Below are 14,815 nucleotides of genomic sequence, written 5' to 3'. Positions count from 1 at the left end.
AGCAGGCGTCAGCGCGCCCGCGGCCGCCGACCCCAGCAGGCGTCAGCGCGCCGGGGGCCGCCAGAGCACCAGCGCACCGGCGGTCGTGGTCGAGACCCGCCGCACCCTTGTGCCGAGCGGGACGGCGACGACGTCGCCGGAGGGTCCGGCGGCGAAGATGCGCCGGCCGGGGTCGGCGATGAGCCGGAGACGTTCGTTCTCGGACCGGACCTGCACGAGCTCGTCCTCGAGCTCCAGGATCCGCTTGATGCCGGCGAGGTTGACGCCCTCCTCCTGGCTGAGGCGCTGCACCTCGCGCAGCTTCACCACGTCACGCATGGAGTACCGGCGCCCGCGACCGCGGGTCCGGCGCGGCTCCACGAGCCCGAGCCGGTCGTACTGCCGCAGCGTCTGCGGGTGCATGCCGGCGAGCTCCGCGGCCACCGAGATGGGCAGCACGGGCGCGTCCTCACGCCGCTCGGTCGTCGTCATCCTCCGCCTCCCTTCTCTGCCTCGTCCGTGCCGGGGGGACGCGCCCGCCGGGCGGGCGAGGGCCCGCCCGGCGGAGGCGTCAGCGCGCGGCCTGCTCCAGCAGCCCGTCGCGGGGGTTGACGCCCTCGTTGGCCGCGGCGAACGCCTTCACGGCGTCCTTCGCGGCTCCTGAGAGGCGGCTCGGGACCACCACGTTGACGGTGACCAGGAGGTCGCCGTCGGGGCCCATCGGGACGCTGAGCCCCTTGCGGCGCACCCGCAGCGTCCGGCCGGACGGCGTGCCCGCCGGGACCTTCACCTTCACGGGGCGGCCGTCGAGGGTCGGCACCTCGATCGTCGCACCGAGCGCGGCCTCGTCGAAGGTGATGGGCACGGTGATCCGCACATTCTTCCCGTCGAGGGAGAACAGCGGGTGGGGCTCGACGTGCACGGTGACGATGAGGTCCCCGGGCTCGCCGCCGTTCTGGCCCGGCCGGCCCTTGCCGCGCAGCCGGATCTTCTGGCCGTCGTGGACGCCGGGCGGGATGCGGGTGGTCATGGTCCGCCCGTCGACCGTGAGCTGGACGGTCGAGCCGGACACGGCCTGGCGGAACGGCAGCGTGGCGGAGGTGGTCACGTCCGCGCCGCGCTGGGGTCGCCGTCGCGAGCCGAAGCCCGCGCCGGCCCCGCCGAACATGCCGGAGAGGATGTCCTCGAAGCCGGGGGGCTGCTGGCCCTGGGTGGTGTAGCGGACCCGCGGGCCGCCCGCGGTGCTCGCCCCGGCCCCGAACATGTCGCCGAAGAGGTCCTCGAACCCGGCACCGCCCGCGCCGCCGCGACCGGCGGAGAAACGGGCGCCGCCGCCGGCCATCGCGCGCAGCGCGTCGTACTGCTTGCGCTGCTCCGGGTCGGAGAGCACCGCATACGCCTCGCCGACCGACTTGAACCTCTCCTCGGCCGCCGCGTCACCCGGGTTGTGGTCCGGGTGGTGCGTCCGGGCGAGCTTGCGGTAGGCCTTCTTGATCGCGTCGGCGTCGGCGTCCTTCGGGACGCCGAGGGCGGCGTAGAAGTCCTTCTCGAGCCAGTCCTGTCCGGTCATCCCGCCTCACCTCCTCGATCGCGAGGTGCCGCGGCGGGAAGCCCGCCGCGGCACCGAGCCCTGCTCTGCTTCCTCATTCGGGGCTGCTGACCGCCACCCGGGCGGCGCGCAGCACCCGCTCCCCGGCACGGTAGCCGGGCTGGAGCACCTGGGTGACCGTCGTCGCCGTGGCCTCCGGGTCGGTGCTGTGCATCAGCGCCTCGTGGACGGCGGGGTCGAACTCCTCCCCCACCGCGCCGTAGCGCACGACCTCGAAGCGCTGGGCGAGCGTGCCCTCCAGCTTCTCCGCGATCGCCGCGAACGGCCCGGTCAGGTCGCCGTGCTGACGGGCGAGCTCGATCTCGTCGAGCACCCCCAGCAGCGCCTCGGCGACGTCCTGGGCCCCGGCCTGACGCTGCGCGGCAGCGTCGGCCTTCGAGCGCCGGACGTAGTTGTTGTACTCCTGCTGGACGTTGTACAGCTCCGCCTTGCGGCGGGCGAGCTGGTCCTGCAGGTCCAGCACCTCGGCCGTCGCCCGGGCGAGCTCGTCGCTCGCCTCGGACGACGCCGGAGCTGCCTCCGCCGTCGCCGGGTCGCCCAGGGGCGCCTCGCCCGGGGCGGGGGCGCCGCCGTCGGCGGACGACGGCGCCTCCTGGCTCGCGGGCTCACGCACCTTCCCGGTCTCGGGGTCGATCCGCCGTCGGTCGTGCACGACCGGCTTCTCGTACCCCTCCTCGGGACGGTCGTTGTCGGCCGTCACTTGGCCTCCTCGTCGTCCACGATCTCGGCGTCGACGACCTCGTCGTCGGAGGTGGAGCGGCCGGCCTGGCCGTCGCCCTCCTCGAAGCCGGGCGCGCCCTGCGGGCCGGCGGTGGCGCCGTCGGCCTGCTGCTGGGCGTAGAGCGCCTCGCCGATCTTCTGGCTCTTCGTGGTCACCTCGGACTGGGCGGTCTTGATCGCCTCGATGTCGTCGCCCTCGAGCGCCTTCTTGAGGTTGTCGACGGCGCCGCGGACCTCGGAGGTCACGTTCTCCGGCAGCTTCTCGGCGTTGTCCGTGAGGAGCTTCTCGGTGGAGTAGACGAGCTGCTCGGCGGTGTTGCGGGTCTCCGCCTCCTCGCGACGCTTGGCGTCCTCGGCGGCGTGGGCCTCGGCCTCCTTGATCATGCGGTCGATCTCGTCCTTGGGCAGGGCCGAGCCGCCGGTGATCGTCATCGACTGCTCCTTGCCCGTGCCGCGGTCCTTGGCGGAGACGTGCACGATGCCGTTGGCGTCGATGTCGAAGGTGACCTCGATCTGCGGCATGCCGCGGGGGGCCGGGGCGATGCCGGTGAGCTCGAAGGTCCCGAGCGGCTTGTTGTCGCGGGCGAAGTCGCGCTCCCCCTGGAAGACCTGGATCAGCACGCTCGGCTGGTTGTCCTCGGCGGTGGAGAAGACCTCGGACCGCTTGGTGGGGATGGCCGTGTTGCGCTCGATGAGCTTGGTCATCACGCCACCCTTGGTCTCGATGCCGAGGGACAGCGGGGTGACGTCGATCAGCAGGACGTCCTTGCGGTCACCCTTGATGACGCCGGCCTGCAGGGCGGCGCCGACGGCGACGACCTCGTCCGGGTTCACGCCCTTGTTGGGCTCCTTGCCGCCGGTGAGCTCGCGCACGACCTCGGTCACGGCCGGCATACGGGTCGAGCCACCGACGAGGACCACGTGGTCGATGTCGCTGAGCTGGATGCCCGCGTCCTTGATGACGTTGTGGAACGGGGTCTTGGTGCGCTCGAGGAGGTCCTTGGTCATCTCCTCGAAGGCGGCCCGGGTGAGCTTCTCGTCCAGGTGGATCGGGCCCGACTCGCTCATGGAGAGGTACTGCAGCGAGATGTTGGTGCTCGTCGTCGAGGAGAGCTCCTTCTTGGCCTGCTCGGCCGCCTCACGCAGACGCTGGAGGGCGATCTTGTCCTTGGAGAGGTCGACGCCGTCCTTGTTCTTGACCTGCTTGACCAGCCAGTCGACGATCCGCTGGTCCCAGTCGTCACCACCGAGACGGTTGTCGCCGTTGGTGGCGCGCACCTGGATCGTGGAGAAGTCGTCCTCGTCCTTGCCGACCTCGAGGAGGGAGACGTCGAAGGTTCCGCCACCGAGGTCGAAGACCAGGATGAGCTCGTCCTCCTTGCCCTTCTCCAGGCCGTAGGCGAGCGCCGCCGCGGTGGGCTCGTTCACGATGCGCAGGACGTTCAGGCCCGCGATCTGGCCGGCGTCCTTGGTCGCCTGGCGCTCGGCGTCGTTGAAGTACGCGGGCACGGTGATGACCGCGTCGGTGACGGGCTCGCCGAGGTAGGACTCGGCGTCCTTCTTCAGCTTGCCGAGCACGCGCGCGGAGATCTCCTGCGCGGTGTAGGTCTTGTCGTCGATGTCCACCTTCCAGTCGGTGCCCATGTGGCGCTTGACGGAGGTGATGGTGCGGTCCACGTTGGTGACGGCCTGACGCTTGGCGACCTCACCGACCAGGACCTCGCCAGACTTGCTGAAGGCCACCACCGACGGAGTGGTGCGGGCACCCTCGGCGTTGGCGATGACGGTGGGCTCGCCACCCTCCAGGACGGCGACCACCGAGTTGGTGGTTCCCAGGTCGATCCCGACAGCTCGTGCCATGTGCGTTGCTCCTTCGTCGCGGCCCGACGCTGACCGCCGGACGCTGTGTTGAGTCGTATGCACTCAAGTCTGAACCGGGCGGGTGACCCCGTCAACTCGGCCGGGTCAAACTTGAGTCTGTACGGCTCAACCTCAAGGCGCAGGAAATCATTCCCCTGAGCACGGTGAGCTGTGGTGGGGCACGCTGAAGCTCCACTCTTCCACGGGCTCGACTGACACCCGGACGCTCGGTCACGCGCTCGGTGGTCATCGCCCAGCCGGCGCTCGCGACGCCGCACGAGGTCGCAGGGCGCAGGGGGTCAGTCGCGTGCCGCCCGCACGATCACGGCGACCACCGCCAGCACGGCGACCACACTCACGGCCGTGCGCGCCGGGTGGCGTGCCGCCATCCCCACGAACGCCGCCACCGCGGTCCCGACACCTTCGATCGGTCTCGAGCCGCTGGAGACCTCCTCGACGTAGACACCCGGGCCGCGCCGGCCACGCCTCCGCCTGCCCCTCTTCGCCTCGGCCATGCCGTCCCTCCGATCAGACACACGCCCGGCCCGACGCCGGGCGCCCCTCTCAGGCGCCGACCCCTCATCCCGCAGCGCCGGGCGGCCCGGTGAGCACGGTGGGGACGTACTCGAGCAGCTGGAGCCGGCCGTCGAACGTCCGGCTGGCAGTCATGTCGAGCGCGACATCGGGATACCCGTCGAAGATCCGTTCGCGACCGGTCCTCCCGGTGATCACCGGGAAGACGACCAGCCGGAACCGGTCCACCAGGCCCGCCGCGAGGAGCGACCGGCACAGGCTGACACTGCCCAGCGTCCGCATGGGGCTGGCGCCGTCCCGCTTCATCTCCGCCACCGCCTCGACGGCGTCCCCACCCACCAGGCGGGTGTTCGGCCAGGAGAGCGGCTCCTGGAGCGTCGAGGAGAAGACGACCTTGGGCACAGCTGCGAGACCGGTCAGGCTCGCCGCCTCGTCGGTCGAGTAGTCCGCCTCCGACGCACCGGCCGCCATGGACATCGCCGACATCAACCGGTAGGTGTTCGCCCCCATCAGGAGGGTGTGCGCGCCCTCCTCCTGGTGGTCGAGCCAGCTGAGGTACTCGGGGCCCTCGAGCCCCCACCACCCGGGCCAGCCCTCCGCCGACGCGTAGCCGTCCAGCGAGACGATGAAGTCCACCAGCAGTTCCTGCATCGGGTCCCCTCCTTGGGCCGAGCGAGGTCAACGGGACGAGACAACGATGGCCGCCTTATCCACCGTCCGCGAGCGCGACGACCCTCCGGACCGCAGGGGTGAACCAACGGACCCAGGCGTCGTCCTCCCCCGGCGCGAGCAGGTGGTCGGCCACGGCCCGGAAGAGCAGCGCCCGTACGAGCATCTGCGGGAACCCCACGCCCTCGTCGGCGCAGACCTGCTCGACCAGGTCGAGACCCGCGCCGCGGAAGACGACCGCGTCCGCGACCACGATCGCCGTCGCGTACGACGGCGGCCGCCAGTACGGCGAGAAGTCCAGCACAAGCGGCGGCAGGGTCGGGTGGAGGTGGACGTTGTCGGTCAGGTCGGCGTGGACCAGCTGCGCCGGGGCATCCACCGGTCGCCGCACACCGAGCAGCGCCTCGACGTGCGGCAGGCGCGCCGCGTCTCCGGTGCTCTCCTCGCCCCAGGCGACCCGGTCCGCCCGGGCCCACGGGTGGTCGCGACGGTCCAGGAACGCGGGTCGCGGGCTGCCGTCGAGGTGTCGGTGGAACGCGCGCCCTGCGGCCATGACCTCGCGGTACCGATCCGCCGTCGGCGGGGACCCGGCCTCGAAGCGCCAGGCGGTCCAGCCCTCGACGACGAGGCGGCCCTCCGGGGACCGGACAGGTGGAGCGACGCGGACGTCCCGGGCACCGTCGACCGCTGCGAGGACCCTCGCCTGCCACTCGAGCTCCGCCACGGACATGTCGAGCGGCTTGAGCACGACGGCACCCGCCCGCCACACCGTGGCGCGCCCGCCGTCCAACGGCACGAGGTTCCCGGACAGGCCGAACGCGTCGAGCACACCCGGTGACGGTGGTTCAGTGCTCGCTCCCCGCGCCGGCCGGGGGGCCGGGTTCCGCGGTACGGCACGTCTCCCGGCGGTCAAGGGGCGTCCTCCCCGACGACGACGACCTCCTCCCCCTCGCCGCGCGGCACCTCGAAGCCGGCGAGAAACCGGGCGAGGAGCTCGTCGGGGACGGGGAAGGCGTCGGCGTCGTCGCGGGCGCGGCGGGCGAGGAGGCGACGGCGGAGCACGTCGTGCGGGACGTCGAGGTAGACCAGGCGCCACCGCCCGCCGGCGGCCTCGACGATCGCCTTGTACGTGTCGCGGTCGGCCTTGCGCCAGAAGGAGAGGTCCACGACGACGTCCCGGCCCTGGTGCAGCAGCTCGGCGAGCCTTTCCTTCACCAGCGGGCGCACGGCGTCGTTGTACTCCTCGAACCGGTCGGCCGGGATGTCGACGCCGTAGCGGCCGAACCGGCGTCGCACCTCGACGTCGTGCGAGAGCCGCACGTACCCCTGCCGCTCGAGCCCCTGGGCGTAGGTGGTCTTGCCCGCCCCGGCCGGTCCGCAGGTCAGCACCGCGACCGGGCGGCCGTCGTCGGCCCGCTCGGTCGCTCGCGGCTCCTCGCGCTCCCCCATGGGAGCAGCCTGCCGGTCAGGTGCGTCACGGCACCAGGGGTGAGGGGCTGGTCGCCTCTTCGGGCGGCCTCGCGGCCCGCTCGCGTCGGACCCGCTTGTCGAGGGCGTCGACGGCGAGCGTCACGCCGGCCGCGGCGACCGCGACCGCCCAGCCGGCGACGGGCGGGACCGCCTGGCCGAGCGCCCGCGCCAGCTGCGGGACGCACACGAGCACCAGCGCGAGCACGAGCGAGGCCGCGACCGCCGGCGGAAGCAGCCGGTTGGTCCACCATCCCAGCCGCCGTGGCACCTCGGTGAAGCTCCGGCACGCGAACGCGTTGGCGGCCTGCGAGAAGGCGACGGCGAGGAACGTCGCCCCGGAGGCGGCCGCCAGGGTCGCGGCCGGCACCGTCGTGCCCGGCCGCCACCCGGCCACGAGCAGGGACACGGTGAACGCGAGCATCGACGTCGCGGCCACGGCCGGGCCCAGCACGCCGAACGCCCGGCGTGCGACGCTGCGGTCGAACAGGCTGCCGCCGACCGGGGGGCCGCTCAGCAGGCGTCGTGACGGCGGCTCGGCGCCCAGGGCGACCGCCGAGATGGTGTCGGTGCCCAGGTCGATCGCCAGGATCTGCAGCACGCCCAGGGCGAGCGGGAACTGGCCCGAGCTGAGCGCCCACACCACGAACGGCGTCAGCTCGGCGACGTTGTCGGTGAGGTGGTAGGTCAGGAACCGCCGGATGTTGACGTACGTGGCCCGCCCCTGCTCCACGCCGGCGACGATCGAGGCGAAGTGGTCGTCCAGCAGCACGAGGTCCGCGGCCTCGCGGGCGACGTCCGTGCCCGACGCCCCCATCGCGATACCGATGTCCGCCTCGTGCAGGGCGGGGCCGTCGTTGACGCCGTCACCCGTCATCGCGACGACGTGCCCGCGCGCCCGGAGCACGCGCGCGATCCGCAGCTTCTGCTCGGGCGAGACCCGGGCGACGACGACGCCGGGGCGTTCGAGCAGCGCGCCGAGCGCGTCGTCGTCCGCCGGCAGCCCGGCGCCGGTGAGCACGGGGTCCCCCGGCTGCCGCAGCCCGACCTGGTCGGCGACCGCGGCCGCCGTCGCCGGATGGTCGCCGGTGACCATGGCGACGGCGATCCCCGCGCGCCGGCAGGCGGCGAGCGCGTCCGAGACGTCGGTGCGGGGCGGGTCCTCCAGGCCGAGGACGCCGTAGAGCGTCAGGTCGTGCTCGGCCTGCGCCGGGCTTGCCGGGGTCTCGTCCCGGGCCGGCCGGCCGGCGACCGCCATGACCCGCAGACCCCGGTCGGTGAATGCCGCGACGGCGGCAGCCGCACCGTCGTCGCCCGTGCTCCCGCACAGCGGCAGGACGGCGTCCGGCGCGCCCTTGACGAGCACGCAGTCGTCGTCCACGACGGACATGCGGCGGCGCCGCGGGTCGAAGGGGAAGCGGCTCCGGACGGGGCGGCCTGACCGCTCGGCGTCCGTGTCGACGCCGAGGCGGCGGGCGAGCACGTCCATCGCCACCTCCATCGGGTCGCCGTGAGAGACCCACCGCCCGTCCTGCGCGCGCAGGTGGCCGTCAGAGCACCTCGCCGCGGTGCGCGCCGCGAGCGTGACGGCGTCGCGGGCTCCGGGTGCGACGTCGACCCTGGCCCCGGGGTCGTACCCGGCCCCCGCCCGGGCGGTCCCCTGCGGCGTCCACACCTCGACGACGGTCATCTGGTTCTGCGTGAGCGTGCCGGTCTTGTCGGTGCAGATGTGGGTGACGGACCCGAGCGTCTCGACCGCGTCGAGGTTGCGCACGAGGACCTGACGGTGCGCCATCTGCTCCGCGCCCCACGCGAGCGCCAGGGTCACGGTGGGGAGCAGCCCCTCCGGCACCAGCGCGACCGTGACACCGATGCCCAGGAGGAACCCGTCCACGGCCGTCAGTCCGAGGGCGAGGGCGACGAGGTAGAAGCCGAGCCCGGCGGCGACGGCGATCAGCGCCACGATCCTGACCAGCCGGTGCAGCTCCCGCGTCAGCGGGGTCACCGGCTCCGTGGCGGCGGTGGTGAGGCGGGTGATCTGCGCGAGACGGGTGCGCTCACCGGTCGTCGTCACCACGGCGGCGCCGTCGCCCTCGACGACAAAGGTGCCCGCGTAGAGAACGTCACCGGTCCCGGGCGCGGCGGGCTCGCTCTCACCGGTGAGCATCGACGTGTCGACCAGCAGCGAGCTGACGGTGCGCAGGTCGGCGTCCGCGGGCACCCGGTCCCCGGCGGAGAGGACGAGGAGGTCGCCGCGCACCACGTCTGCGGCGTCGACCGCCAGGTCGTGGCCCCCGCGCCGCACCGTGACCTGCGTCGGGAGCAGCGCCCGCAGCCGCTCGGCGGCGCGGTCCGCCCGGGCCTCCTGCAGGAAGGAGAAGACGGCGTTCAGGACCACGACGGCGACGATCGCGAGCGCGAGCTGAGGCATGCCGCCGAGCCACGCGAGCCCGGCGGCGGCCCAGAGCAGCAGGGCGAAGACGTGGACGAGCTGGGCGACGACGCGCCGGGCGAGCGAGCGCCGCCGGGGCGCGGGCAGGGCGTTCGGGCCGTCGGCCGCGAGCCGGCGGGCGGCCTCGGCCGGGTCGAGGCCGTCGCGCTCGAGGTCGGTGGTGCTCATCACGGCACCAGGACGGCGGCGCCCTCGTAGGCGTCGGCGGCCAGGTCGGCCAGCGTGCCGGCCGCCGCGGCGAGCGGCCGGGCGGTCGTGGTGGGACGCAGGTCCAGCGCGGCCGCGAGCCGGAGGAACTCCTCGCCGTCCGCCCGGGTGTTGGCCGTGACGCTCCGGATCTCCCGCTCGTAGAAAAGTTCACGCTCGTAGTCGAGGCCGGGGACGTCGGTGAGGTGGATCCCGGCGATGACGCAGACGCCGCCGCGGTCCAGCGCCCGCAGCGCGGGCGGGACGAGCGTTCCCACCGGGGCGAAGAGGATGGCCGCGTCCAGCGGCTCGGGCGGCTGCGCCGTGGCGCCGGACGCGGAGGCCGCGCCGAGCTCGAGCGCGAGGCGCTGCGCGGCGGGCGACCGGGTCATGACGTGCACGGTGGCGCCCTGCCGGACGGCGACCTGGGCCACCAGGTGTGCGGAGGCGCCGAAACCGTAGAGGCCGAGCCGGCCGCCGGGGGGCAGCGTGGCCCGCTTCAGGGCCCGGTACCCCACGATGCCCGAGCACAGCAGCGGTGCGGCGGCGGTGGCGGGGAGGTCGTCCGGCAGCCGGTAGGCGAAGCGCTCGTCGACGAGGGTGAGCTCGGCGAACCCGCCGTCGGCGTCCCAGCCGGTGAAGGTGGCGCGCGGGCAGAGGTTCTCCCGTCCCGACCGGCACCACCGGCACCGACCGCACGTGCCCCTCAGCCACGCCACCCCGACCCGGTCCCCCACGGCGAACCGGTCGCAGGACGGCCCGACGGCGTCGACGCGGCCGACCACCTCGTGGCCCGGGACCGTCCGGGGGCGGTGCGGGGCGAGGTCGCCCTCCGCCAGGTGCAGGTCGGTGCGGCAGACCCCGCACGCCTCGACGGCGAGGCGGACCTGCCCGGCTCCGGGCACCGGGTCCGGCAGCTCGGTCCACTCCAGCGGGTGCCCGGCAGCCGGCCCCGGCTCGGCCACGACCCAGGCGCGCATCCCTCAGCCCCACCGGCCGCCCGGCGCCGGCGGCGGGACACGGCTGCTGCCGTCGTGGACCACCGTGTCGGGGCCCGGGAAGAAGAGCGAGACGTGCCCGGTGTCCGACCAGCGCACGAGGAAGGGCGGCGTGCCGCCCGGCCCGCGGGCCTCGAGCACCTCGCCGTCGCGGTCGTGCCCGCCGACCGACCCCGACTGGACGATGACCCGGTCGCCCGGCACGGCCCGGGTCACGGCGAGCCTCCGCCGGCCCGCCCGGCACGGCTCTCGTCGACGACGGCGACGTCCATGGCCCACCTCCGCTGACGACCGGCGCCGGCGCCTGTCGTCCCCCTCATCGTCCGCCGGACCGTGCGGCGCGGGAAGGGCCCTCCGGCCCAGGAAGGAGAAACAGCTCGACGGCGCCCCGCCGCGGCGACACGATGTCGTGAAGGGCTGTCGACGGAGGGGCGAGGTCTCGTGCACGACGGCGGAGAGGACGACCTCAGGGCGGCCGTCCGGGCGGCGGGCGACTACGTGCCCGACCCCGGGCGCGCGCCCGTGCCGCTGGCCCTGCCGTTCCAGGGCACCTGGATCGTCCAGAACAGCCCTGCGACGCGGGTTCCCAGCCACGGCACCCACGTCCTCGGCGAGACGTACGCGATCGACTTCGTCGCCGTCGACCGGCGCGGGCGCACGGCCCCGGTGCGGGACTGGCGCACGGTGGCCGGCACCGAGCCGCCCGAGCGGTTCTTCGCGTTCGACCGGCCCATCCTCGCCCCGGCGTCGGGGAGGGTCGTCGCCGTGCACGACGGCGAGCCCGACCATCCCGCCAGGCGCTCGCCGCTGACCCTGGTGCCGTACATGCTCACGCAGGCCGGCCGGCTGAGGCAGGGCCTGGGCGCCGTCGCGGGCAACTACGTCATTCTCTCGCTGGGGGCGTCCGGCCCGTACGCCGGTCTGGTGCACCTGCGGCGCGGCTCCTTGCTGGTCCGGCCCGGCGACGAGGTCACCGCAGGCCGCCCGCTCGCCCGGTGCGGCAACTCCGGGAACTCCACGCAGCCGCACGTGCACGTGCAGGTGATGGACTCCTCGGAGCTGCTGCGGGCGCGCGGCCTGCCGATGGCGTTCAGCCACTACCGCTTGTTCCGCCGCCGCGACGGGCAGTCGGAGGACGTCGCGCTGGGCATGCCGCGGGACGGCGACATCGTCGAGCCGCTGCGGGCCGAATGAGCCCGGTGTGGACGAGCCCGCGGTGGAGCGGCTCATCCCGGTCAGACCGCGAGGTGGCGACCACCTGGCTCGGTCTGCCGAATCCCCACGGCTTCCGTCAGCCCGCGGGAGACTCGCCCGACGGCCCGGTGGCCGCCCGGGCCGCTGTCCGATCCGAAGCGAGGTGCTGATGACCAGGTTTGTCGTCGACGCCGCCGCCGCGCTCCGGCTGGCGGCGGAAGGCGCCGAGGTGCCGGACACGCATGAGCTGCTGGCTCCGACCCTGCTGCGTTCTCAGGCGTTGTCGATGATGCACGAGGCCGTGCACCGCGCGGACCTGTCGGCCGAGGTGGCGCAGGAGCGTCTCGCCCGGATGGGCGCCATGCGGATCAGACTGCTCGGCGACGCCGTGCTCCGCCGCCGGGCATGGGAGCTGGCGGACCGTCTCGGCTGGGCCTCCACATACGACGCCGAGTACGTGGCTCTCACCCAGCTGCAGGGAGACGCTCTCGTGACGCTGAGCGCCGACCTGGCGCTGGCGGTGACCGGCATCGTGAGGACCGCACCGTTCGCCGCGATGCTCGACCCCTCCGCGTAGGAGTGCGAAGCAGGAAGCAGCGCACGGGAGGCTCACCTCCTGACGACGCGGGGCACGGGTGGCTGAGCCGGAAATCCACTCAGCCACGCACAGCGCCAGCGCCGCCACGGTGGCTCCGCTCGCTGTCGGTCGACCGCCTGTCGCCACAAATCGCGCCCCTCCCCACCACAGGTCGCGCCCCTCCCGCGCGGTGCGAACCGTAGGTACGGCCGCCATCCGGCCCTCCACAGGTGGCTGAGATGCCTCGTCGTCCACAGATTTGGCGGAATCTCGCCGATCCCCTTGATCGGTCGAACGTACGTTCGATAGTGTTGGGGTGTTCCGGAACGGCCCGGAGTCACTGGAGTGAGGGGGCGAGATGACGACTCTGCAGCCAGCCCCTGCGTCCACCGCCGACTCGGTCACCGGTCACCTCGCCGCTGCCCGCGCGCACGTGACCGCCCTGGAGGAGATAGACCTGCAGGCCCTTCCCTCAGCCAGGATCCTCGAGATGGTCGACGCGATCGAGGGCTTGCACCGCCAGGTCGAGGCCCTCACCGCTCGGACCCTTGTCGCGACCGAGACCGACGGCCTGTGGGCGACCTCCGGCGCCCGCTCCTTCGCGGCCTGGTACCGCGCCCGCACCGGCCGCCACCACGCCCGCGCCGGCAAGGCGGTCACCACCGCCCGCCGGCTGCGCGACCACCTGCCCGCCACCGCCGCCGCCCTGGCCGCCGGCGAGATCAGCGCCGACCACGTCACCGCGCTGACCACCCACGCCGCCGCCACCCCCGCCGCCCGTGTCCAGCTCAAGGACCCCCACGTCGGGGAGGACTTCCTCCTCACCCATGCCCGGAACCTGGGCGCGACCGAGTTCACCCACCTCGTCAAGCACTGGGCCGACCGTGCCGACCCCGCCGCCGCGGACCGCACCTACCAGGAGGAGACCGACCGGGAGCACCTCACCCTCGCTCCCACGACCGACGGCTATCACCTCTCCGGCTGGCTGACCCTCGCCAACGGCCAGGCCGTCCAGGAGGCGCTCGACGCCCGGATAGGCACCCCGGCCGCCACCGACACCCGCACCCCCGGGCAACGGCGCGCCGCCGCCCTGACCTCCCTGGCCCGGCTCGTGCTGGACGCCGGCATCCTCAGGCCCGGTGCCCGCATCCGCCCCCATCTTTCCGTCCACGTCCCCCACGACACCCTCACCCGCCTCGTCCAGGCCAGCCGTACTCACCACCCCCGCTGCCGCCTCGCCACCGGACCGGACGAGCCCGGCATCACGCCTGGTCTCGCGGGCGACGGCGACGCCGGCTGCGCCTGTCCCGGCGGGCGGGACGGCGGGGGCGTGCCCGGACCGGGCGAGGACTTCGTCATCCCCGGCACCCTCGACCACCGGGCCCTGGTCGGGGCCGCGGGCGCCACTCTCGCCGACGGCTCCCCCATCGCCCCCGCGCTCCTGGCCCGCCTCGCCTGCGGTGCCGCCTTCCGCCGCATCATCTTCGGCCCCGACTCCGAGATTCTTGACGTCGGACGGGAGGAGCGGCTCTTCACGTCCGCCCAGACCGCCGCGATCATCGCCAGAGACCGCACCTGCCGATTCCCCGACTGCCACGCCCCGCCGGGCGAGGGCGAGATCCACCACTCCCTGGCCTGGTACGACCAGTACGGTGACACCGCCGCCCACCTCGGCGTCCTGCTCTGCTGGCACCACCACGACTACGTCCACGCCCGCCACATCGCGATCGAGCGCACTGGCGACCGCTGGACCTTCACCCGTCCCGATGGCACCACCATCACCACCATCCGCACCTGACCTCGCACCTGAGGAGCGGGTCGTCGAACGTCCAAGCAGGCACGACGGCCCGCTCACCGTGGCGACGCGGAGCCGCGTGCACGGCGACGGCGACGGCCACGGCGACGGCCACGGCGACGGCCACGGTGGCAGCCTGTTGAGCGCGAACGTAGCCTCGAACCAACAGCCCCTACAGGAAGGAGTCACCACCATGACGGACCTGAACGGCAAGCGCATCGCCTTCCTCGCGACGAACGGTTACGAGGACTCCGAGCTCACGTCCCCGTGGGAGGCCGTGACCTCGAGCGGTGCCGAGGCTGTCCTGATCTCGCCGGAGACCGGCTCGATCACTGGCAAGAAGGGGCACGAGGCGACCGTCGACCTGGCGGTGGCCGACGCCAGGGCCAGCGACTTCGACGGCCTGGTCCTCCCCGGCGGCGTCGCGAACGGCGACAAACTCCGCATGGACGAGAAGGCCGTCGCGCTCACCCGCGACTTCTTCGACCAGCACAAGCCGGTCGGGGTCATCTGCCACGGCGGGTGGATCCTCACCGACGCCGACGTGGTGCGCGGCCGCACGCTCACGTCCTACCCCAGCCTGAAGACCGACCTCCGCAACGCCGGTGCCACCTGGGTCGACGAGGAGGTCGTGGTCGATGCCGGCCTCGTGAGCAGCCGGACCCCCGACGACCTGCCCGCCTTCAACGCGAAGCTCGTGGAGGAGATCTCCGAGGGTAAGCACGCCGAGCAGACGGTCTGAGCTCCCCGCGGGGGGGCGCCCCGCAGCCCGGCG

Annotated in this window: 15 protein-coding genes; 4 read left to right on the top strand and 11 right to left on the bottom strand. The window is 73.7% G+C overall.

From position 1 onward, the window contains the following. Positions 1-42 precede the first annotated feature (42 nt). From ABD774_RS01195 to ABD774_RS01145, 11 genes are all read right to left on the bottom strand, one after another. Positions 43-471 carry a heat shock protein transcriptional repressor HspR gene (locus ABD774_RS01195; RefSeq protein WP_345036701.1) on the bottom strand — a complete coding sequence of 143 codons (429 nt, stop codon included), beginning with the start codon at positions 469-471 and terminating at the stop codon, positions 43-45. A gap of 79 nt (positions 472-550) precedes the next feature. Then, positions 551-1,549, bottom strand: a complete 999-nt coding sequence (locus ABD774_RS01190; protein WP_345036700.1) for a DnaJ C-terminal domain-containing protein — start codon at positions 1,547-1,549, stop codon at positions 551-553. A 73-nt stretch (positions 1,550-1,622) separates the two neighbouring features. Continuing rightward, positions 1,623-2,288 carry a nucleotide exchange factor GrpE gene (locus tag ABD774_RS01185; protein ID WP_345036697.1) on the bottom strand — a complete coding sequence of 222 codons (666 nt, stop codon included), beginning with the start codon at positions 2,286-2,288 and terminating at the stop codon, positions 1,623-1,625. Then, the gene (dnaK, locus tag ABD774_RS01180) at positions 2,285-4,168 is read right to left on the bottom strand and encodes a molecular chaperone DnaK (RefSeq protein ID WP_345036695.1); all 1,884 of its coding nucleotides are present in this window, start codon (positions 4,166-4,168) and stop codon (positions 2,285-2,287) included. The genes ABD774_RS01185 and dnaK overlap by 4 nt, the downstream gene beginning before the upstream one ends. A 299-nt stretch (positions 4,169-4,467) precedes the next feature. Beyond that, on the bottom strand, positions 4,468-4,683 hold the full coding sequence (locus ABD774_RS01175; protein WP_345036693.1) for a hypothetical protein: 216 nt from the start codon (positions 4,681-4,683) through the stop codon (positions 4,468-4,470). A gap of 64 nt (positions 4,684-4,747) precedes the next feature. After that, positions 4,748-5,353 carry a dihydrofolate reductase family protein gene (locus ABD774_RS01170; protein WP_345036691.1) on the bottom strand — a complete coding sequence of 202 codons (606 nt, stop codon included), beginning with the start codon at positions 5,351-5,353 and terminating at the stop codon, positions 4,748-4,750. A gap of 55 nt (positions 5,354-5,408) precedes the next feature. Continuing rightward, complete coding sequence (locus ABD774_RS01165; protein WP_345036688.1) at positions 5,409-6,200, bottom strand: TIGR02569 family protein; 792 nt, start codon at positions 6,198-6,200, stop codon at positions 5,409-5,411. Positions 6,201-6,280: 80 nt separating this feature from the next. Continuing rightward, positions 6,281-6,820 (bottom strand): P-loop nucleotide/nucleoside kinase family protein, encoded by a 540-nt coding sequence (locus ABD774_RS01160; protein WP_345036686.1) that lies wholly within the window; start codon positions 6,818-6,820, stop codon positions 6,281-6,283. A 25-nt stretch (positions 6,821-6,845) separates the two neighbouring features. Next, on the bottom strand, positions 6,846-9,458 hold the full coding sequence (locus tag ABD774_RS01155) for a cation-translocating P-type ATPase (RefSeq protein WP_345036683.1): 2,613 nt from the start codon (positions 9,456-9,458) through the stop codon (positions 6,846-6,848). Next, complete coding sequence (locus tag ABD774_RS01150) at positions 9,458-10,456, bottom strand: zinc-dependent alcohol dehydrogenase family protein (RefSeq protein ID WP_345036681.1); 999 nt, start codon at positions 10,454-10,456, stop codon at positions 9,458-9,460. Before ABD774_RS01150 ends, ABD774_RS01155 begins: the two co-directional genes overlap by 1 nt. Positions 10,457-10,459: 3 nt before the next feature. Further along, complete coding sequence (locus ABD774_RS01145; RefSeq protein ID WP_345036679.1) at positions 10,460-10,690, bottom strand: DUF1918 domain-containing protein; 231 nt, start codon at positions 10,688-10,690, stop codon at positions 10,460-10,462. Between the two features lie 225 nt (positions 10,691-10,915). Here ABD774_RS01145 and ABD774_RS01140 point away from each other — a divergent pair, with 225 nt between their 5' ends. From ABD774_RS01140 to ABD774_RS01125, 4 genes are all read left to right on the top strand, one after another. Next, positions 10,916-11,668, top strand: a complete 753-nt coding sequence (locus ABD774_RS01140) for a M23 family metallopeptidase (protein ID WP_345036677.1) — start codon at positions 10,916-10,918, stop codon at positions 11,666-11,668. Positions 11,669-11,837: 169 nt separating this feature from the next. Further along, complete coding sequence (locus ABD774_RS01135; RefSeq protein WP_345036674.1) at positions 11,838-12,245, top strand: type II toxin-antitoxin system VapC family toxin; 408 nt, start codon at positions 11,838-11,840, stop codon at positions 12,243-12,245. 358 nt (positions 12,246-12,603) lie between these two features. After that, the gene (locus ABD774_RS01130; protein WP_345036672.1) at positions 12,604-14,043 is read left to right on the top strand and encodes an HNH endonuclease signature motif containing protein; all 1,440 of its coding nucleotides are present in this window, start codon (positions 12,604-12,606) and stop codon (positions 14,041-14,043) included. Positions 14,044-14,233: 190 nt separating this feature from the next. Further along, positions 14,234-14,782 (top strand): type 1 glutamine amidotransferase domain-containing protein, encoded by a 549-nt coding sequence (locus tag ABD774_RS01125; RefSeq protein WP_345036671.1) that lies wholly within the window; start codon positions 14,234-14,236, stop codon positions 14,780-14,782. Positions 14,783-14,815: the final 33 nt, after the last annotated feature.

Source organism: Georgenia daeguensis, from assembly GCF_039537705.1.
Lineage (GTDB): Bacteria > Actinomycetota > Actinomycetes > Actinomycetales > Actinomycetaceae > Georgenia > Georgenia daeguensis.
The sequence above is the reverse complement of the archived record's forward strand: the minus strand, read 5'-3'. Positions and strand labels throughout refer to the sequence as shown.